Source organism: Streptomyces sp. NPDC006314 (genome assembly GCF_040613075.1).
Lineage (GTDB): Bacteria > Actinomycetota > Actinomycetes > Streptomycetales > Streptomycetaceae > Streptomyces.
Genome location: NZ_JBEXRL010000021.1, coordinates 1 through 18,842 on the forward strand (window position 1 = coordinate 1; position 18,842 = coordinate 18,842).

The 18,842-nt window shown below is 71.7% G+C and carries 17 protein-coding genes; 8 read left to right on the plus strand and 9 right to left on the minus strand.

What is annotated here, in order from left to right:
• Positions 1 to 104 precede the first annotated feature (104 nt).
• Complete coding sequence (locus ABZ079_RS29840) at positions 105 to 1,496, plus strand: M1 family metallopeptidase (protein WP_356942540.1); 1,392 nt, start codon at positions 105 to 107, stop codon at positions 1,494 to 1,496.
• A gap of 36 nt (positions 1,497 to 1,532) precedes the next feature.
• On the opposite strand, the gene ABZ079_RS29845 is transcribed toward ABZ079_RS29840, so the two are convergent.
• From ABZ079_RS29845 to ABZ079_RS29855, 3 genes are all read right to left on the minus strand, one after another.
• Positions 1,533 to 3,092, minus strand: coding sequence for a M4 family metallopeptidase (locus tag ABZ079_RS29845; protein WP_356942648.1), 1,560 nt, complete (start codon positions 3,090 to 3,092; stop codon positions 1,533 to 1,535).
• A 350-nt stretch (positions 3,093 to 3,442) separates the two neighbouring features.
• Positions 3,443 to 4,381, minus strand: coding sequence for a bifunctional GNAT family N-acetyltransferase/NUDIX hydrolase (locus tag ABZ079_RS29850; protein WP_356942541.1), 939 nt, complete (start codon positions 4,379 to 4,381; stop codon positions 3,443 to 3,445).
• Between the two features lie 325 nt (positions 4,382 to 4,706).
• On the minus strand, positions 4,707 to 5,282 hold the full coding sequence (locus tag ABZ079_RS29855; protein WP_356942542.1) for a TerD family protein: 576 nt from the start codon (positions 5,280 to 5,282) through the stop codon (positions 4,707 to 4,709).
• A 160-nt stretch (positions 5,283 to 5,442) separates the two neighbouring features.
• On the opposite strand from ABZ079_RS29855, the gene arfB reads away from it, so the two are divergent.
• Together arfB and ABZ079_RS29865 are read left to right on the plus strand one after the other, a co-directional pair.
• Positions 5,443 to 5,880, plus strand: a complete 438-nt coding sequence (gene arfB / locus ABZ079_RS29860) for an alternative ribosome rescue aminoacyl-tRNA hydrolase ArfB (protein WP_356942543.1) — start codon at positions 5,443 to 5,445, stop codon at positions 5,878 to 5,880.
• Between the two features lie 167 nt (positions 5,881 to 6,047).
• Positions 6,048 to 6,908 carry a sigma-70 family RNA polymerase sigma factor gene (locus ABZ079_RS29865; protein WP_356942649.1) on the plus strand — a complete coding sequence of 287 codons (861 nt, stop codon included), beginning with the start codon at positions 6,048 to 6,050 and terminating at the stop codon, positions 6,906 to 6,908.
• 231 nt (positions 6,909 to 7,139) lie between these two features.
• Here the strand turns inward: ABZ079_RS29865 and ABZ079_RS29870 are convergent, their stop codons facing one another.
• Both ABZ079_RS29870 and ABZ079_RS29875 read right to left on the minus strand, forming a co-directional pair.
• Positions 7,140 to 7,598, minus strand: a complete 459-nt coding sequence (locus ABZ079_RS29870) for a GNAT family N-acetyltransferase (protein WP_356942544.1) — start codon at positions 7,596 to 7,598, stop codon at positions 7,140 to 7,142.
• A gap of 49 nt (positions 7,599 to 7,647) precedes the next feature.
• Positions 7,648 to 8,220 (minus strand): flavin reductase family protein, encoded by a 573-nt coding sequence (locus tag ABZ079_RS29875; RefSeq protein ID WP_356942545.1) that lies wholly within the window; start codon positions 8,218 to 8,220, stop codon positions 7,648 to 7,650.
• Between the two features lie 334 nt (positions 8,221 to 8,554).
• Between ABZ079_RS29875 and cdgB the strand changes: the two genes are divergently transcribed.
• Positions 8,555 to 10,252 carry a diguanylate cyclase CdgB gene (cdgB, locus tag ABZ079_RS29880; RefSeq protein WP_356942546.1) on the plus strand — a complete coding sequence of 566 codons (1,698 nt, stop codon included), beginning with the start codon at positions 8,555 to 8,557 and terminating at the stop codon, positions 10,250 to 10,252.
• 117 nt (positions 10,253 to 10,369) lie between these two features.
• A complete protein-coding gene (locus tag ABZ079_RS29885; RefSeq protein ID WP_356942547.1) occupies positions 10,370 to 11,299 on the plus strand; it encodes a carbohydrate-binding protein in 930 nt (309 codons plus the stop codon).
• A gap of 367 nt (positions 11,300 to 11,666) precedes the next feature.
• Here ABZ079_RS29885 and ABZ079_RS29890 read toward each other — a convergent pair whose 3' ends face one another.
• The 3 genes from ABZ079_RS29890 to ABZ079_RS29900 form a co-directional block, all read right to left on the minus strand.
• Entirely contained in the window at positions 11,667 to 12,596 is a 930-nt protein-coding gene (locus ABZ079_RS29890; protein ID WP_356942548.1) for a 1-phosphofructokinase family hexose kinase, read from the minus strand.
• 121 nt (positions 12,597 to 12,717) lie between these two features.
• The gene (nagA, locus tag ABZ079_RS29895) at positions 12,718 to 13,917 is read right to left on the minus strand and encodes an N-acetylglucosamine-6-phosphate deacetylase (protein ID WP_356942549.1); all 1,200 of its coding nucleotides are present in this window, start codon (positions 13,915 to 13,917) and stop codon (positions 12,718 to 12,720) included.
• Positions 13,917 to 14,861, minus strand: a complete 945-nt coding sequence (locus ABZ079_RS29900; protein ID WP_356942650.1) for an ROK family protein — start codon at positions 14,859 to 14,861, stop codon at positions 13,917 to 13,919. Before ABZ079_RS29900 ends, nagA begins: the two co-directional genes overlap by 1 nt.
• A 142-nt stretch (positions 14,862 to 15,003) precedes the next feature.
• On the opposite strand from ABZ079_RS29900, the gene ABZ079_RS29905 reads away from it, so the two are divergent.
• Genes ABZ079_RS29905 through otsB form a run of 3 tightly spaced genes read left to right on the plus strand, consistent with a single transcriptional unit; the run spans position 15,004 to position 17,414 of the window.
• A complete protein-coding gene (locus ABZ079_RS29905) occupies positions 15,004 to 16,248 on the plus strand; it encodes an extracellular solute-binding protein (protein WP_356942550.1) in 1,245 nt (414 codons plus the stop codon).
• A 35-nt stretch (positions 16,249 to 16,283) separates the two neighbouring features.
• The gene (locus tag ABZ079_RS29910) at positions 16,284 to 16,508 is read left to right on the plus strand and encodes a DUF3263 domain-containing protein (protein WP_356942551.1); all 225 of its coding nucleotides are present in this window, start codon (positions 16,284 to 16,286) and stop codon (positions 16,506 to 16,508) included.
• A 36-nt stretch (positions 16,509 to 16,544) separates the two neighbouring features.
• On the plus strand, positions 16,545 to 17,414 hold the full coding sequence (gene otsB / locus ABZ079_RS29915; RefSeq protein ID WP_356942552.1) for a trehalose-phosphatase: 870 nt from the start codon (positions 16,545 to 16,547) through the stop codon (positions 17,412 to 17,414).
• On the opposite strand, the gene ABZ079_RS29920 is transcribed toward otsB, so the two are convergent.
• Positions 17,402 to 18,829, minus strand: a complete 1,428-nt coding sequence (locus tag ABZ079_RS29920; protein WP_356942553.1) for a trehalose-6-phosphate synthase — start codon at positions 18,827 to 18,829, stop codon at positions 17,402 to 17,404. The two genes, otsB and ABZ079_RS29920, sit on opposite strands and share 13 nt — an antisense overlap.
• Between the last annotated feature and the right edge of the window lie 13 nt (positions 18,830 to 18,842).

The following is an 18,842-nucleotide window of genomic DNA, read 5'->3' on the forward strand; positions in this document are numbered from 1 at the left end:
CAACCACAACCCACAACTGCCGTGGTCCTTCCTCGCCCACACCGGACTCACCATCCACCCACCCCACCCACCGAACTTACGAAAAGATCAGTAAGATCACTGACATGTCCAGATCCGTGCGCCTTGTCCCGGCCGCCGCGGCCCTGCTCGCCCTCGCCCTCACCGTCACCGCGTGCGACGGCGGGGTGCACGGCGCCCCGGGTGGCTCCGGCGTACGCGATCCGTACTTCCCGAAGGCCGGCAACGGCGGCTACGACGTCGGCCACTACGCCCTCACCCTCGACTACACCCCGGCCGCCCGCCACCTCACCGGCACGGCGGTCATCACCGCCCGCGCCACCCGGAACCTGACCGCCTTCGATCTGGACCTCGCCGGACTGGACGTCGACTCGGTCACCGTCGAGGGCCAGGACGCCCGCTGGAGCCGCACCGGCCAGGAACTCACCGTCCGTCCCCACGACGACCTGAGCGAGGGCGAGACCTTCAGCACGACCGTCCGCTACTCGGGCACCCCGCGGACCCTCACCGACCCCGACGGCGCCGAGGAGGGCTGGCTGCCCACCGCGGACGGCGCGCTCGGTCTCGGTGAGCCGGTCGGCTCCATGGCCTGGTTCCCCGGCAACCACCACCCCTCCGACAAGGCGACGTACGACATCACGGTCACCGTCCCGAAGGACCTCCAGGCCGTCTCCAACGGTGAGCTGACGAGCCGGAGCACCAAGGGGGGCCGTGCGACGTACGCCTGGCACATGGCCCAGCCCATGGCGAGCTACGTCGCCACGGTCGCCGTCGGCCACTTCAGGATCACCCACGGCACGGGCACGCACGGCCTGCCGGTCCTCAGCGCCGTCGACCCCGACCAGGCCGAGGCGAGCGAGGACGTCCTGGCGAAGATCTCCGAGATCATCGACTGGGGGGAGACCAACTTCGGGCCGTACCCCTTCTCCTCCACCGGGGTGATCGTCGACCGCCCGGAGGACGCCGAGTACGCCCTGGAGACGCAGAGCCGCCCCGTCTTCCCCGGCGCCCCCGACACCTCCACCCTCGTCCACGAACTGGCCCACCAGTGGTACGGCGACTCGGTCACCCCCACGTCCTGGCGGGACATGTGGCTCAACGAGGGTTTCGCCACGTACGCGGAGTGGCTGTGGCAGGAGGACCACGGCGGCAAGAGCGTCCAGCAGAAGTTCACCGAGCTGTACGAGGGCGATCACGAGGAGATCTGGGCCTTCCCGCCGGCGAAGCCCTCCAGCGCCGCGCACATCTCCGACAGTCCCGTCTACGAGCGCGGCGCGATGGTCCTGCACAAGATCCGGCAGAAGGTCGGCGACGACACCTTCTACACCATCATCCAGGGCTGGGCCGCCGCGCACCGCCACGGCAGCGCGAGCACCGCCGACTTCACCGCGTACGTCGAGAAGACGGCCCCGGGCAAGGACTTCACCGGGATCTGGAAGGACTGGCTGTACGGGGACGGCAAACCGGCCCGCCCCTGAGGGCGGGCCGGTCGCCGTACTTCCCCGTCCGTTCGGCTACTTGACGTTGACGGCCTTCCAGGCCGCCGCCACCGCGTTGTACTCCGCGCTGCCCGGGCCGTACAGGTCGGCCGCGGCCCGCAGGGTGCCGGTGCGGGCGCCCGCGTAGTCCGTCGAGGAGGTGAAGTACGTGGTCAGGGCCTTGTACCAGATCTGGTCGGCCTTGGCCCGGCCGATGCCGGTGACCGTGGAGCCGTCGTACGTCGGGGAGTTGTAGGACACTCCGTTGACCGTCTTCGCGCCGCTGCCCTCGGACAGCAGGTAGAAGAAGTGGTTGGCGACGCCGGACGAGTAGTGGACGTCGAGGCGGCCGACGTTGCGCGACCAGTAGTCGGCGGAGCCGCCGTCCTTGCTGGGCTTGTCCATGTAGCGCAGCGGGGTGCCGTCGCCGTTGATGTCGATCTTCTCGCCGATGAGGTAGTCGCCGGGGTCGGCGGAGCTGTTGGCGAAGAACTCCACCGAGGTGCCGAAGATGTCGGAGGTGGCCTCGTTCAGGCCGCCGGACTCGCGGCTGTACCTGAGGCCCGCGGTGGCCGCGGTCAGACCGTGGCTCATCTCGTGGCCGGCCACGTCGAGCGAGGTGAGCGGGTCGGCGTTGTTCGTGCCGTCGCCGTACGTCATGCAGAAGCAGCTGTCGTCCCAGAAGGCGTTGACGTAGGCGTTGCCGTAGTGGACACGGGAGTAGGCGGCCTTGCCGTCGCCCGCGATGCCGTTGCGGTTGAAGGCGGACTTGTAGAAGTCCCAGGTGACGGCGGCGCCGTAGGCGGCGTCCACGGCCGCGGTCTGGCGGTTGTTCACGGTGCCGTCGCCCCAGGCGTCGTCGGCGTCGTGGAAGAGGGTGCCGGTGCCGGACGTGCCGCCGTTCAGGTCGTACGTCTTGTGGCCGCCGCGGCCGCCGTCGACCAGGTCGTAGCCGCCGGACGCGGAGGCGGTGGTGCCGAGCGGGACGGTGCCGCTGTACTGGCTGGTGCCCGTGCCGGTGTCGATCCCCTCGTAGGAGTAGATCTCCTTGCCGGTCCGCGCGTCCGTGACGACGTGCAGCTCGCTCGGGGTGCCGTCGTGCTGGCGGCCCTTGACGACGGACTCGTAGGCGAGGACCGGCTTGGCGCCGGCCGCCCAGACGACCTTGCGGGAGGCCGAGGCGGTGGCCTTGGCGGTACCGGCGGCCTTCAGGGCGGTCTTCCGCGCGCTCGCCGGGGAGACGGCGGCCGTGGTGGTCGGCACGGATATCCGGGCCTTGGCCGCCTTGCTCACGCCCTTGAGCGATCCGTTCTTCGCCACGTGGGTGACCAGGTCGCCACCGAGCACGGGCAGACCGGCGTACGTGCGCTCGTAGCGGGTGTGGACCGTGCCGTCCGCGTCCTTGACCACATCCCGGACCACCAGCCTCTCCTGGGCGCCGAGGCCCAGTTGGCGGGCCGCCGTGCCGGCGTGCTGCTGAGCCGCCTTCAGGGCGGCGGTGCGGGCCGGGGCGCTGAGGGCGACCGGGGTGGCGCCGGAGGGGTGCGGCGCGGGGGCGGCGGTCGCGGGGCCGTTCTGCAGCGCGAGGACGACCATCGCCGCCGAGCCGACCAGGGCGGCGGCGCGTACGGCGGTCTTGCGGGGAGTAAGGGAGGCGCCGTTGAGGTGGGGCTGCTGTCTCACACGTTCTCCTTCGGACTGGTCTCGTGGGGTGGAGACACAGGTGGGTCACGGGAAATGCACAGAGCTGCGGCGAGTGAGGAGAGAGTGACACCGGTGACCGCCTGTTTGACAGAGCGCCGACAAGACTTTACGTGTTCGTATCCGAAAGGCGTGCCGCGGAATCCGTTATGCGGATACGGTCCCTGCCGTCAACTCCCGGCTATCGCAGTGCACTTGAGGCGCAGGGGGTCACACCGGCCGGCGGTGTTCATCCGCGGGTGTTCTCAGCGCTCCCACTCGTCGAGCAGCCGGGCGAGGTCCGGCGGCCACACCGGCTCCGCTTCCGCGGCCAGTTCCGCCCTGCTCCACCACCGCCAGGTGAGGATGCCGTCGGCGGCGTGCTCGGCGGCGAGTCGCGGGCCGGACAGGTCCCGGCGCGGGCCACGGGTGACGTAGACGTGCTCGTGCTGGCGGACGGGAACGGTGTGCGTGAAGTCGTGTTCCCAGGTGCACAGCAGCGGGCCGGGCTCCAGGTCGGTCCAGCCCGTCTCCTCGGCCAGCTCCCGCAGGGCACCCTCGCGCGGGCCCTCGCCCGGCTCCAGGCCGCCGCCGGGCAGCGCCCAGTGGACACCGACCTCGACGTTGTCGTACCGGAAGAGCAGCACCGCGCCGTCCGGGTCCACGACGGCGATCCGGGCCGCTTGCCGGGGAGTCCGCAGCACCTTGCGCAGTACGGCGCAGGGCCGGCCGAGGGACTGGTCGGGCCGGTGGTCGATCACCTCGTGACCGAGGGCGGTCCAGAAGGCCAGCGCCTTGTGGTTGTCGTCGAGGACGGCGAGCCGTACGGCCTTGCGGCCTTGCGCGCGGAAACGGTTCTCGAGGAGTTCCGCGAGGGTGCGGCCGTAGCCCTTGCCGTGTTCGGCCGCGTCCACCATCAGCAGCCCGATCCACGGGTCCGGGTCGGCGGCGTCGGGGTGGTGGGCCAAGGTGACCGCCACCCCGACGAGCCGCCCCTCTTCGGTGCGGGCCGTCAGCACCTCGGCGCCCGGCACGGCCAGTTCCTCGGCCAGGACCGCCGCCACCTGCTCCGGGCGGATGTCGTCCGGGTCGGGGAAGTCGCCGCTGAGCCGCTGGAACTCGCGGTTGGACGCGTACAGCGCGGTCAGCTCGGCCAGCAGCGGGGCCGGGATGTCCTGACCGGGGGGCAGGGGCTCGAGGATCATGGGCGGCAACTTATCGCCCGGGACGCCGAACGCCTCCGGCGTTTTCGCGTTCGGTGAAGGAACAACGGCTCCGCCCGAGGGGATGGCCCCTGAGCGGGGTGAGGCCCGAGGCGGGAGGGTCCTTGAGTTCAGGAGGCCCGAAGGTGGGGAGGCCCGGGGTGTGGGGCCTGAGTGGTGTGAGGCCCGAGGCGGGAGGCTCCTGAGCGGGTGAGGCCCCCAAGGCGGAGGCCCGAAGGGCGGGAGCCCCTGGACTGCGGTGAGCCGCAGTCCAGGGGCTCCCGTTCAGCGCCGGGGCGTTTTCCCCGTGCCGATCACTCGGGGAGCATCAGACGTTGACGCCGAAGTCCTGGGCGATGCCGACCAGGCCGGAGGCGTAACCCTGGCCCACCGCGCGGAACTTCCACTCCGCGCCGTTGCGGTACAGCTCGCCGAAGATCATGGCCGTCTCGGTGGCGGCGTCCTCGGAGAGGTCGTAGCGGGCGATCTCGGCGCCGCCGGCCTGGTTCACGATGCGGATGTAGGCGTTGCGGACCTGGCCGAAGTTCTGGCCGCGGTTCTCGGCGTCGTAGATGGAGACCGGGAAGACGACCTTGTCGATGTCGGCCGGGAGCGCGGCCAGGTTGACGTTGATCGCCTCGTCGTCGCCCGCGCCCTCGCCGGTGCGGTTGTCACCGGTGTGGACGATGGTGTTGTCCGGCGTCTGCTTGTTGTTGAAGAAGACGAAGTGGGCGTCCGAGTAGACCTTGCCCTCCCCGTTGACCGCGATGGCGGAGGCGTCCAGGTCGAAGTCCGTGCCGGTGGTGCTGCGGACGTCCCAGCCGAGGCCCACGGTGACGGCGGTCAGGCCCGGAGCCTCCTTGGTGAGCGAGACGTTGCCACCCTTGGACAGGCTTACAGCCATGTTGGGAGTCCCTTCCTTAGATATCCCTGCACATGTGTGCCGACGAAGCTACCGTCACCGGGAAGAACGTAGAGGGGGGTCCCCGTAGTTCCGGATCCCTTTACCTTTTTTACCCGCAGTGGTGAAAACCGGATGACGTGGGAGGGGTGGGGCCGGGAACATGGAACGCATGTCCGGGCCTTACTTCATCCGCGGCTCGGTCTCGCTTCCCGAGGCCGAGCTGATGTGGCGTTTCTCGCGGTCGTCCGGGCCCGGCGGGCAGCACGTCAACACCAGCGACTCCCAGGTGGAGCTGCGCTTCGACCTCGCGCGCACCGAGGCGCTTCCGGAGGTGTGGAAGGAACGGGCGCTGCAACGGCTGGCCGGACGGCTCGCCGACGGCGTGGTGTCCGTCCGGGCCTCCGAGCACCGCTCCCAGTGGCGCAACCGCGAAGCCGCCGCCGTACGCCTCACCGCGCTCCTCGCGGAGGCCACCGCGCCGCCGCCCAAGCCCCGCAGGCCGACCCGTATTCCGCGCGGCATCAACGAGCGCCGGCTGCGGCAGAAGAAGCAGCGCTCGGAGACGAAGCGGGGGCGCTCGGGACGGGACTGGGGCTGACCCCTCCGGCCTGCCCCCTCGTCCTCCCCTCGCTCCACCCTCGCCCGCGGCGCGCTGTCACATCTCCGGCCTTCGATGCGTCATGCAGGTGAGAGACCACGGAACGCGCGGGAGAGGCCGGACCAGCCGATGAGCGACCAGCAAGCGACCAGCACAGTGACAGTGCGCTGAACAGCGGCGAAGCCCGGAACCGGGGCAACGACTTTCTCGCCCGGCGGTTCGAGGGGTATCGGGGGCATCTGCGGTCCGTCGCCTACCGGATGCTGGGCTCGGCCACCGAGGCCGAGGACGCTGTCCAGGAGGCGTGGTTCCGGCTGAGCCGGTCCGACGCGCGCGAGGTGGAGAACCTCGGGGGCTGGCTGACGACCGTGGTCGGCCGGGTCTGCCTCGACATGCTGCGCTCGCGCCGCTCCCGGGGCGAGGAGCCCCTGGACACCTGGCATCCGGCACCGTCCGCCGAACCGGATCCGGCGCACGACGCCGTGCTCGCCGACTCGGTGGGGGTGGCTCTCCTGGTCGTCCTCGACACGCTCTCGCCGGCCGAGCGGTTGGCTTTCGTGCTGCACGACCTGTTCGGGGTGCCGTTCGAGGAGATCGGCGGCATCCTCGGGCGCAACCCGGCCGCGGCGCGGCAGCTCGCCAGCCGGGCCCGGCGCCGGGTGCGGGGCGCCGACGCGCCGGAGGCCGACCTGGCCCGGCAGCGCAAGGTGGTGGACGCGTTTCTGGCGGCCGCGCGGGAAGGCGACTTCGACGGGCTGCTGGCGGTGCTCGACCCGGACGTGGTGGCCCGCAGCGAGGCCGGTGTGTCCAGCGGCGCGGTGGGGGTCGCCTCCGGGGCGACGAGGTTCGCCCGGCTCGCGGGCATCGCGCGCCCGGCTCTGGTCGACGGCGCGACCGGCCTGGTCGTCGTCACCGACGGCCGCCCGGAGCGCGTGCTGACCTTCACCTTCGTGGCCGACCGCATCACGGTCATCGACATCGTGACCGACCCGGCACGGCTGGCGGAACTCACCATCGAGGCGGCCTAGCCGGGCAGCGGCCGACACCGGACCACTCCCGGGCCGCCGCACGCTCCGGCGCCGGTATGGGGTCGGTTTCCGGGGGTGCCCGCTCCTGGATGCGGCTGCGTCTTCGGGGGTACGGCACCCCTGGCTAGGGGCGTAGCCGCCGGTGAAGATCACCCGCGCGGACGGTGACGGCGGGGGCGCCGAACCGGGAACCGGATCCACTCGCAAGGCCGGGCGCGGCTCCCCGACGCGTCACAACTCCAGCACCCCGACCGTCTGTCCCCCGCTGGTCTCCCCGTTCCTGCGGAAGCCCAGGCGGAGGTAGAACTCCTCGGGACCGTCCGGACCGGGATGCCAGGTGACGTACAGCTGCGTGCCGCCGAGTCGGCGGATCTCGGCGGCCACGGAGTCGACGGCGAAGCGGCCGTAGCCCTTGCCCTGTTCCCCGTCGGCGATGTTGAGCCGCCACAGCCCGGATCGCCGGACGCTGCCGTCGCCGTACCAGTCGATGTCGAGGAACGCCATCAGGAAGCCGACCGTGCGGGCCTCGTCGACGATCAGGCGGGGCCAGGCGACGCCGGCCGGGTGGACGTACGCCTCGGCGAGGGACTGCACGACCGGTGAGACGGCGTGTTCCTGGTCGGGGCGGACGCGTATGCCGACGGCGGTCTCGAAGTTCCGGGGCGTCACTTCTTCCAGACGAGGTGTCATCCGCGCACCCTAGGCAGGCGGATCACTCCGCGACCACGGGATTTCGGGCTCAGCCCACCTGCCGGTAGCGGCCGCGGAAGTACAGCAGCGGGCCGCCCTCCGCGCTCGGCACCTCTGCGGTCAGGACGCGGCCGATGACCAGGGTGTGGTCCCCGGCGATCACCCGCTGCTCGGTGCGGCACTCCAGGGTGGCCAGCGCGCCGCCGACCAGCGGGGCGCCGGTGGCCTCGCCGCGGGTGTAGGAGATGTCCTCGAAGAGCAGCCGGTCGCTGATCCGGCCCTTCATGGCGAAACGGCCCGCGATGTGCCGCTGGCTCTCGGTGAGGACCGACACCGCCCACAGGGACTGCTCGCCCAGCAGGTCGTCCATGCGGGAGCCCTCGCGCAGGCTGACCAGGACCAGCGGCGGGTCGAGGGAGACCGACATGAAGGCGGTCGCGGTCATGCCGACGTCCTCGACGCCCGGCGCCTCGGGGTCGTCGGGGTCCAGCGGCGGTTCCTGCGCGGTCACCAGGACCACGCCCGCGGCCAGTCGGGACATCGCGGCCCGGAACTCGTCGTTGCTCACCCCCTCAGCATGCCCGGAAGCGGCGAGGGTGATGGAGGAGGCGGTGTTCAGCACGCCGGAAACGCTAGTCTCCGCCCCCGAGGGCGCGCATCGGGCCTCCGCCCGAGCCTGGTCCTAGGACCAGCGGACGACCGCCGTGTGCATCATGTGAACGCAGCGACAAGGTGCGTTCGGAAACACACAGGGCAAACGCATAAACTCCACTCAATTGTTCACGTTCTCCTGTGACTTGAGTCACAAGGGGCAAGAATTGTTGACCCTGTGTACCGAGTGGGCAGCGCGCTGTGATTCAGTGGCTGGGGAGTCACGAGAGCACTGTAAGAGCCACGGTAAAGAAGCGCCGAAGACAACCCTTGATTCGCTGCGAGGTCTCGGGGGGAGGGCGAGCATGGAGACCGAGTCGGAGCCGTACGTCCGCCTTGCGTCCCTGCGACAGCTGCACCAGGTCATGGCCGACATGAGCACGGCACGCAGCCTGGCGGACACACTGCAGACCGTCGCCGACGGCGCGGTGCAGGCCCTCGGGTACGAGATGGCGTGCGTGAACCTCGCCCGCCCCGACGGTGACCTCGTCGTCGCCGCGTTCTCCGGGAACTCCGCCGCCGAGGCCCTGATCACCGGCCGGGTCGGCTCCCGCGAGTCCTGGTTGCGGCGGCTGAGCATGGGCGAGCAGTGGGGCGACCTGGTGTTCATACCGCACACCGAGGGCTGGGTGCTCGACGACGACGACGTCCCGCAGTGGCACACCGACGGGCCCGAGCCCCGCTTCGAGGACGAGTGGCATCCCGCCGACCGCCTTTTCGCGCCGATGTACACGCCCGGCGTGCACGGCGGCGGCTCCTCCGGCGAGCTGCTCGGCGTCATATCCGTCGACCGGCCGCGCAACGGCCGCCGCCCCGGCGCCTGGGGCCGCGAGGCGTTGCAGATGTACGCCTTCCAGGCCGCCATCGCGATCAGCAACGCGCGTCTGCGTGCCAACATGCAGCGGGCCCTGCTCCGTCTGGAGCGTGAGCAGCAGGCCCTGCGTGCCAGTGAGGAAAGCTTCCGGCAGGCCTTCGAGTACGCCCCCTCCGGCATGGCCATCGCCGAGATGGGCGGGGACCAGCACGGCCGGATCCTGCGCACCAACGACGCCCTGTGCCGCCTGCTGGGCCGCCCGGCCTCAGCGATGCGCCGCTACTCCTTCTCCGACCTCGTCCACCCCGAGGACATCGGCACCCTGCTGCGCACCTCGGCGGAGGGCGGACGCGCCGAACTCCGGCTCGGCCGCCGCGACGGCACCTACGTCTGGGTGTCCCTGCGCAACTCCGTCGTCGCGGACGCCGCCGACGGCCCCCGCTTCCTGCTCACCCACGTCGAGGACATAGAGGAGCGCAAGCGCCGCGAGCTGCAGCTCGCCCACCGCGCCTCCCACGACTCGTTGACCGGCCTGCCCAACTCCGCCGAGCTGCGCTCGCGCCTGTCGGCCCGGCTGTGCCGCCGTGCGGCCCAACCCGGCGCGCTGGAGTCCCTGGACGCGGCCTACGGCCTCCCCCAAGCTCTCGGCTCCGCTCGAGCAGGGGGGACCCCCGACGCCTTCGACGCTCCCGCCGGCCACGGCTTCGACTTCACGCCGGGCCCGGAGGTGTACGACGCCTACGACCACCATGTGCACACCGTCGCCCCCCAGGAAGGCCGCGACGACGGCACCAAGGGTCTCGCGGTCCTCTTCTGCGACCTCGACGGCTTCAAGTCGATCAACGACCGCTTCGGCCACAACGCGGGCGACGCGGTCCTCATCGAGGTGGCCCGGCGGCTGAGCAACGGCGTCCGCGACGGCGACACGGTCGCCCGGCTCGGCGGCGACGAGTTCGTGATCCTCGCGGACGGGCTCGGCCGGGCCGACGCCCAGGACCTCGCCGTACGGCTGCGCAACGAGATCATCCAGCCGATCCGGGCCGAGGGGCGGGCCGTCCGGGTGGGCGCGAGCTTCGGCATCGGCTGGGCGCACTGCGGCATGACGGCGGACGAGGTGCTGAAGTCAGCCGACGAGCGTATGTACATAGAGAAACGATCTCGTCCCAAACAACATCGCCGCGCGGGCTGATCCGCAGGTCAGAGGGTTGGTGCGGTCCGAGTCACCCTTTTGGGCCGACGAGAGCGGGTAGGCTCGCTCTTCCAGACCTGTACCGCATTCACCCGCACCCGCTGAGGAGACCTAGGGATGACGCCCGGCGAAAACGGCCCGAGCACGCCCGAGGACGACGACCCGTTCGGCTACCTGTACGCAGACGGCCAGGCCCGGGGAGCCCAGCCGCCGTCCGGCGGTTACGGCTACCCGAACTCGGTCAGCAGGGTGCGTACGGTCGGCGAGCGCCAGTACGGCCAGCCGCAGGCCGGCACGTACGGCCAGGGCGTCCCGCAGCAGGGTGCCTACGGACAGCCGAACGCCCACTACCAGGCCCCGGAGACGCTCCCCGGCGGCGCCCCCGCCGCCCGCCCGCCCGCCCCCGCCCGGCGCGGCCCCAACACCAAGGGCCTGCTGATCGGCGCGGTCGCAGTGGTCGCAGCGGTCGTCATCGGCATCGGCATGGCGATGCTCAACGGCAAGACGGACGACGACAAGTCCGGCACCCAGTCCGGCCCGGCCCCGACCCAGTCCCAGAGCCACTCCCCGACCCCGTCGGGCAACAGCTCGGCGACATCGGGCGAGCTGCCGAAGGCCGATGGCTCCGACAAGAGCCTCCAGCTGGCCGGCGGTGCCGCCGCGGCCTCGGACGTTACCGGGGCGCGGTCCGCGGACGGCAGCTATGTAGGGGGGCTGAACCAGGTCGGTGCCTCGGTGACCTGGACGGTCAACGACATTCCCGAGGACGGCGCGTACACCCTCTTCGTCAACTACAGCGCTTCCGGCGGCGACCAGTCGATGTCGGTAACCGTCAACGGCGAGCCGTTCGGCGGCAAGCTGCGGCTGAAGAACTGGCGGGATGCCGCCGACGGCGACTTCGCCAAGGGCTGGACCAACTCCTTCGTGTGGCCGAACCTGAAGAAGGGCCCGAACACCCTCTCCATCTCCTGCCAGCCCGGTGACAAGTGCAACGTCCTGATCGACCAGCTGTGGATCAAGAAGGGCCGGCTCACGCGGGACAGCTAGGCCGCCTGACCAGCAGGGTCACCGCCACCCGCGGCCAGTGGTCTCTCCGCCTAGGGGACGACATGACCGCGTGGGCGCCGCGCCGCCGGGCGCCCAGGATGGCGTGCAACCGTTCTCAAGAGCCGACGCCCTTGCCCATCTGCGATGGGCAAGGGCGTCTCTTTGTGTGCCGATTTTCCGTCACTCGTCGCGCGGCGAAGGCACCCGGCCAACTCACCGGCGGCGAGGTTGGATGGACCATCACCGCCGAGCCGGCGAGCGAAGGATTCTTCCGCTTGAGTCGCATTACATCTCCAACTCCTGCGGAGGATGGGGAGTTGGATTAGCGGGCGGATGATGACATGAGGTAATTCACCCGACCGCCATCTCAAGCCGCGCTGAACTCCGCCGAGACCGTGGCCCGTTCCAGCATTTCCTCGTACACCTCGCGGTCGAACTCGCCCGCCGCGGTGGCCCGCACCGTCGCCGCCGACAGTGCGACCGCGCGGGCCAGCCGGTCCGGCCACGGCAGCCGCTCCACGAGCCCCGACAGCAGGCCCGCGACCGCGGAGTCTCCCGCGCCGGTCGGGTTGCCGTGGAGGCGGGCGGGTGGGGCGGCGCGCCAGCGGCCCTCGGGGGTGACGGCGAGCAGGCCGCCGGCGCCGAGGGAGGCGACCACCGCGTGCGCCCCGCGCCGCCGGGCGTCCTGCGTGGCGCGCAACGGCTCGTGCGAGCCGGTGAGTTCGGCCAGTTCGTCGGCGTTCGGTTTGATGATGTCGGGGCGGGCGGCGACCCCGCGGCGCAGGGGTTCGCCGCTGGTGTCGAGGAGGACGGGGACGCCGAAGGACCGGGCGCGGCGGACGAGGTTCGCGTAGGCGCCGACCGGCACACCCGGTGGCAGGCTGCCGCACAGGGCGACGGCCGAGGCGGAGGGCAGGAGTTCGTCGTAGCGGTCCAGGAAGGCGCCCCACTCGGCGGGCTCTATCTGCGGGCCCGGCTCGTTCAACTGGGTCGTGTCGCCGGATAGCTGGTCCACGACGGCGATCGTGCGCCGGGTCGCCCCGGCGACCGGTACCAGCGCGTCCGTCAGCCGCGACGTGCCGGTGAGCTGGTCGCGTATCGCCCGCCCGGTCACGCCGCCCGCGAACCCGGTGACCGTCGCCTCGTGCCCGAGCGCGGCCAGCACCCGGGCCACGTTCACGCCTTTGCCGCCCGGCCGTTCGATGACGTCCGAGACACGGTGGGAGGTGTGCGGCCGCAGCGACCGTACGCGATAGGTGATGTCGAGAGCGGTGTTCAGTGTGACCGTGAGGATCACCCGGGCCGACCTCCCTCGAGTCGCTGCGCCTGCCATCGGTTTCCGGGGCCTCGATCATGCCAAAGAGACGGCGGCCGGCCCAGTCATGAGTCGGCCGCCGTCGCGGGAGAAGTCCGACGGATCAGGCCAGTTGGGGAGCGACCACCCACTCGCCCCGGCGCATCACGCCCTTGAGGTCGAAGTCCGCGTCCAGCAGGACCAGATCGGCGTCCTTGCCGGGCTCGAGGGAACCGATGCGGTCGGAGAGGCCGAGCAGGCGTGCCGGGTTGGCGGAGAGGGCGGTCACGGCGTCCTCCACCGAGAGCCGGTCGACGGTCACCGCCCGCTTGAACGCGCGGTCCAGCGTGAGGGTGGAGCCCGCGATCGAGCCGCCCTCCACCAGCCGGGCCACGCCCTCGCTGACCTCCACCTCCAGCGGGCCGAGCATGTAGCGGCCGTCGCCGATGCCGGCCGCGTCCATCGCGTCGGTGATGAACGCGACCCGGTCCGCGCCCGCGTGGTGGAAGGCCAGCTCCAGCGCGGCGGGGTGCAGATGCGTGCCGTCGTTGATCAGCTCGACGGTGACCCGCTCGTCCTCCAGCAGGGCGGCGATCGGGCCGGGGGCGCGGTGCCCGAGGCCGGGCATGGCGTTGAAGAGGTGGGTGGCGACCGTGGCGCCCGCGTCGATGGCCTCGGCCGTCTGCTCGTAGCTGGCGTCCGTGTGGCCGATCGCCGCGATCACACCGTGCTCGGCGAGCAGCCGTACCGAGTCGATACCGCCCGGCAGCTCCGTCGCGAGGGTGACCATCTTCGCCTTGCCGCGCGCCGCGTCGATCAGCTTGCGGACCTCTGCCGGGTCCGGGTCGCGCAGCAGCGCCTCGGAGTGCGCGCCTTTGCGGCACGGCGAGATGAAGGGCCCCTCGAAGTGGATGCCCGCGATGTCGCCCTGCTCGGCCAGTTCGCTCAGCAGGCCGGCCTGGCGGACCAGCAGGTCCATCTCGTCGGTGACCGTGGAGGCGACCAGGGTGGTGGTGCCGTGCCGGCGGTGGGTGTCGATGGCGGTGAGGATCTGGTCGGGGGTGCCGGAGAAGGAGGCTCCGCCGCCGCCGTGGTTGTGGATGTCGACGAAGCCGGGGATCACCCAGTGGCCGGTCACGTCGACGATCCGGGCGTCGGCCGGTGTGTTCCCGGCGATGCGCCGGCCATCGATGCCGACCCGGCCGTTCTCCACGGTTCCGGTGGGCAGTACCACGTTTCCGCCGGTGAGCACCTGCGGCTGGGCTGTGGCTGGTCGCGCAGTTCCCCGCGCCCCTTTCGGGGCGCTGTCCCGCTCGTTGGCCATCAGGTGCTTACCTCCGGAGTCGTAGGGGTGGTCGTCAGGAGATCCCGGGCGAGGAGGCCCGCGCCCAGGCAGCCCGCGGTGTCGCCGAGGGCGGCCGGGACGATGGCCGGCAGTTTCTGGAAGGTGACCCGCCGCAGGACGGCGTCCCGCAGCGGCTGGAACAACACTTCCCCCGCCTCGGCCAGACCGCCACCGATGATCAGCGTGCGCGGGTCCAGCAGGGTGAGCGCGGTGACCAGGCCGTCGGCGAGCGCGTCCACGGCTTCCCGCCAGACCCGGACGGCGTTCGGGTCACCGGACGCCACGGCCTGGGCGCAGTCGGCGGCGTCCGCGTCCGGGTCCCCGCAGGCCGCCGCCCAGGCCTCGCTGACGGCGGACGCGGAGGCGTACCGCTCCAGACAGCCGTGCTGCCCGCAGGGGCACGGGGTGCCGCCGGGGCGTACGACGATGTGTCCGATCTCGCCCGCGAAGCCGTGCGCGCCCGCCTCCACCCGGCCCTCCAGGCCGATGGCGCCGGCGATCCCGGTGCCGAGCGGCACGAAGAGGAACCGGTCGGCTCCCCGTCCCGCGCCGATCCGGCCCTCGGCGAGCCCGCCGGTGCGCACGTCGTGGCCGAGGGCGACGGGCACCCCGAGCCGTTCGGCGAGCAGGGCGCGCAGCGGGACGTCCCGCCAGCCGAGGTTGGCCGCGTAGGCGGCGATGCCCTGCTGTTCGTCGACGATGCCGGGGACCGCGATGCCGGCCGCGGCGGCCGGCTCGCCGTAGTGCTCCACGCCGTACGCGCTCAGCTCGGCGGCGAAGTCGAGGATCGCCGCGACCACGGCGTCGGGCCCGCGTTCGCGCCCGGTGGCGCGGCGGACGCGGTGCAGTAGTGCGCCGTCGTCGCCGACGAGGGCGGCCTTCATCCCGGTACCGCCCACGTCCAGGGCGATGACATGTCTCACCACAGGGCCTAGTGTGGCCCTCGCACCCGGGAGAGGTCTAGTCCACTTGCGTGGTGTAGACCTTATGTGTCCACATATTGAACGGTCAAACAGCAGGGTTGGGGTTTTGACGGTGCGTCGGCGTACGGCAGGAACGATCGCGGTGGTGTCCGCACTGGGCATGACGGCGGTTCTCGGCGGCTGCGGGAGTACGGGCTCCTCCGACGTGACCCTCAGACTCGTCGCGGCCGACTACGGCGACTCGGCCGCCAACAGCTCCAAGAAGTACTGGGCCACCCTGGCCGAGGAGTACGAGTCCACGCACTCGAACGTGAAGGTCGAGGTCAGCGTCTACTCCTGGAACGACGTCGACCGCAAGGTCAAGGAGATGGTCGACGCCGGGCACGCGCCCGACCTGGCCCAGATCGGCGCCTACGCCGACTACGCGGCCGCCGGCAAGCTCTACCCCGTCTCCGACCTGCTCTCCATCCGCACCCAGGCCGACTTCCTCTCCCAGCTCTCCGACGCGGGCCAGTGGAAGCACACGCAGTACGGCATCCCCTTCGCCGCCTCCACCCGTGTGCTCTTCTACAACAAGACCCTGTTCGCCAAGGCCGGCATCACCCCGCCCACCACCTGGGACGAGCTGGCCGCCGACGCCGCCGCGCTCAAGGAGAAGGGCGTGAAGTACCCCTACGCCCTGCCACTGGGCCCCGAGGAGGCCCAGGCCGAGACCATGCAGTGGCTGCTGAGCGGCGGCAGCGGATACACCGACGACGTCGGCACCTACACCATCGACTCCGCGCAGAACGCAGAAACGTTCACCTGGCTCAAGGACGACCTGGTCGGCAAGGACCTGACCGGCCCGGTCGCCCCCGGCAAGCTCAACCGCGCGGACGCCTTCGCCGCCTTCTCCGACGGCCAGGTCGGCATGCTCAACGGACACCCCACGCTGATCCAGCAGGCCGCCAAGAAGGGCGTGAAGTTCGGCATGGTCCCGATGCCGGGCCGCACCGGCACGGCCAGGGCCTCGATGGGCGTCACCGACTGGATGATGGCCTTCAGGCAGAACGGGCACGCCGACCAGATCGGCGACTTCCTCGACTTCGTCTACACCGAGAAGAACGTGCTCGCCTTCTCCCGCACATACGGACTGCTGCCGGTCACCGGCTCCGCCTCCAACACCATGAGCGCGTCGGGCGCGGCCGCCGACAAGGCCCTGCACCCCTTCCTCGACCAGCTGCCCACCTCCGAGCAGTATCCGGTCGGCAAGACCTCCTGGGCGTCGGTCAGCGCGGCCGTGAAGAAGAACATCGGCCAGGCGGTCGCCCCCGGTGGCAGCCCCTCCGGCATCCTGACCCGCCTCCAGGCCACGGCCATGGCGGCCGACAGCAGCAACGCCGGCTGAGCCCGTTGTCGGTGCCCGGCGTTACCGTGCCTTCCATGGAACTCGGCCACCGCGAACAAGCCATCCTCGCGCTGGAGCGCCGGGGCTTTCCCGGCCCCGGCGCGAAGGAACGGGCGATACGCGAGGAGCTGGACCTGTCGCCCGTGCGCTACTACCAGCTCCTCAACGCCCTCCTGGACGACGAGCGCGCCCTGGCCCACGACCCGGTGACGGTGAACCGCCTGCGCCGGGTGCGGGAGGCCCGCCGAGCGGAGCGCTGAGGAGTGGACACGGCCTTCCGCGGATAGTGTCGCCGTATGGGCACCCCTACGACGGACTCCCCGACCAACCCCATGGACCCTCTGCCGACCCCGGCCACCCCGGCCGGCCGGGACGGGCTGGCCGCTCTGCTGGCCCGCCCCCGCACCGCGGTGATCGGCCTGGACTTCGACGGCACGCTGGCCCCGATCGTCGCCGACCCCGAGCAGGCCCGCGCCCACCCCGGAGCCGTGCCCGCGCTCGCCGCGCTCGCCCCCAAGGTGACCTCCGTCGCCGTGATCACCGGCCGGCCCGCCGGTGTCGCCGTGCGGTACGGCGGCTTCGCCGGCGTCCCCGGCCTGGAGCACCTGACCGTCCTCGGCCACTACGGCGCCGAACGCTGGGACGCGGCCACCGGCACGGTCACCGCCCCCGCCCCGCACCCCGGTGTGGCGGCGGTCCGCGCGGAGCTGCCGGGCCTGCTGGACCGGGTCGGCGCCTGGCAGGGCACCTGGATCGAGGAGAAGGGCCGGGCGGTAGCGGTCCACACCCGCCGCGCCGAGGACCCGCAGGCCGCGTACGAGGCTCTGCGGGAGCCCCTCACCGACCTCGCCACCCGCCACGGCCTGATCGTCGAGCCCGGCCGGATGGTTCTGGAACTGCGCCCGCCGGGGGTGGACAAGGGCGTCGCGCTCAGCGAGTACGTCCGCAAGGTCGGTGCCGAGTCGGTCCTCTACGCCGGTGACGACCTCGGCGACCTCCCCGCCTTCGCGGCGGTGGACGAACTCCGCTCCGACGGCGTCCCCGGCCTCCTGGTGTGCAGCGGCAGTACGGAGGTCACCGAACTGGCGGAACGGGCCGACCTGGTGGTGGCCGGCCCGGAGGGAGTCGTGGATCTGCTGCGGCGGCTGGCGGCTCAGCTGGACTGATCGTCCAGGGCGTGCAACTGGTCCAGGAACCACCGAGCGGGCGGCAGCGCCGTCGCCGCCGCGGCCAGCCTCTTGGAGCGCTCCGCCCGCTCACCGCCCGGCAGGGACAGCGCCTGGTGCAACGCGTTCGCCGTGCCCCCGATGTCGTACGGGTTCACCACGATCGCGTCCTCGCCCAGCTCCTCGTACGCCCCCGCCTCCCGCGACAGCACCAGGGCGCAGCCCTCGTCGGAGACGACCGGGATCTCCTTGGCGACCAGGTTCATGCCGTCCCGGATGGGGTTGACCAGCGCCACGTCGGCGAGCCGGTACGCGGCCAGCGAGCGCGCGAAGTCGTCCTTCACATGCAGCACCACCGGAGTCCAGCCGGCCGTCCCGTACCGCGCGTTGATCTCCTCCGCCACCCGCTGCACCTCGGCCGTGTACTCCCGGTACACGGCGAGATCCTGCCGGGACGGGTACGCGAACGCCACGTGGACGACGCGCTCGCGCCACTCGGGACGGTCGTCCAGCAGCTGCCGGTACGCCAGCAGCCCGCGCACGATGTTCTTCGACAGTTCGGTGCGGTCGACGCGGACGATCGCCTTGCGCCCCTCTCCGATCTCCCCCCGCAGCGCCGCCATCCGCTCGTCCACGTCGGGTTCGTGGGCCCGCTTGCGCAGGAAGTCGGCATCCGCGCCGAGCCCGTGCACGCCGATCCGCGTGCCCGAGGGGATGCCGGGCCCCAGCACCGTGTGGCAGCAGTCCTTGAACGCGTCCGCCCAGCGCCGTGTGAGGAACGCGGCCCGGTCCGCGCCGAGGATGCCGGTCAGCAGCTCGGCCGCGATGTCGTCGGGCAGCAGGCGGAAGTAGTCCGGCGGGGCCCACGGGGTGTGCGAGAAGTGGCCGATGCGCAGGTCGGGGCGGAGCCGGCGGAGCATCCGGGGGGCGAGGGCCAGGTGGTAGTCCTGGATCAGCACCGCCGCGCCCTCGGCCGCCTCCTCGGCCAGCGCCTCGGCGAACGCCCGGTTGTAGGCCTCGTACGCGGCCCACTGCCGGCGGAACTCCGCGTCGAAGACCGGCTCCAGCGGGGTCTGGTACAGCATGTGGTGGACGAACCAGAGCACCGAGTTGGCGATGCCGTTGTACGCGTCGGCGTGCACGGTCGCGTCGATGTCGAGCATCCGCACCCGCTGCCCGCCGGTCTCCTCGGCCGGCAGCAGTCCGCCGTCCGCGCGCCGTACGGCCGCCCGGTCGCCGTCGCCGAGCGCGGCGCACACCCACACCGCGTTGGCGTCCGGCCCGATGGCCGACAGCCCCGAGACCAGCCCGCCGCCGCCGCGTCTGGCGAGCAGCGAACCGTCCTCGTCCACCGTGTACGAAACCGGGCCGCGATTGGACGCGACCAGCACCTCAGCGCCGTGCGTGGAAGCCATACGCCTCAACCTA

Coding starts and splice junctions, on each gene's coding strand:
- ABZ079_RS29850 (WP_356942541.1), bottom strand. CDS start 4,381: ATGATCCTCGAGCCCCTGCCCCCCGGTCAGGACATCCCGGCCCCGCTG.
- ABZ079_RS29910 (WP_356942551.1), top strand. CDS start 16,284: ATGGAACTCGGCCACCGCGAACAAGCCATCCTCGCGCTGGAGCGCCGG.
- otsB (WP_356942552.1), top strand. CDS start 16,545: ATGGGCACCCCTACGACGGACTCCCCGACCAACCCCATGGACCCTCTG.
- ABZ079_RS29855 (WP_356942542.1), bottom strand. CDS start 5,282: ATGGCTGTAAGCCTGTCCAAGGGTGGCAACGTCTCGCTCACCAAGGAG.
- ABZ079_RS29885 (WP_356942547.1), top strand. CDS start 10,370: ATGACGCCCGGCGAAAACGGCCCGAGCACGCCCGAGGACGACGACCCG.
- ABZ079_RS29845 (WP_356942648.1), bottom strand. CDS start 3,092: ATGGTCGTCCTCGCGCTGCAGAACGGCCCCGCGACCGCCGCCCCCGCG.
- ABZ079_RS29920 (WP_356942553.1), bottom strand. CDS start 18,829: ATGGCTTCCACGCACGGCGCTGAGGTGCTGGTCGCGTCCAATCGCGGC.
- arfB (WP_356942543.1), top strand. CDS start 5,443: ATGGAACGCATGTCCGGGCCTTACTTCATCCGCGGCTCGGTCTCGCTT.
- ABZ079_RS29840 (WP_356942540.1), top strand. CDS start 105: ATGTCCAGATCCGTGCGCCTTGTCCCGGCCGCCGCGGCCCTGCTCGCC.
- cdgB (WP_356942546.1), top strand. CDS start 8,555: ATGGAGACCGAGTCGGAGCCGTACGTCCGCCTTGCGTCCCTGCGACAG.
- nagA (WP_356942549.1), bottom strand. CDS start 13,917: ATGGCCAACGAGCGGGACAGCGCCCCGAAAGGGGCGCGGGGAACTGCG.
- ABZ079_RS29870 (WP_356942544.1), bottom strand. CDS start 7,598: ATGACACCTCGTCTGGAAGAAGTGACGCCCCGGAACTTCGAGACCGCC.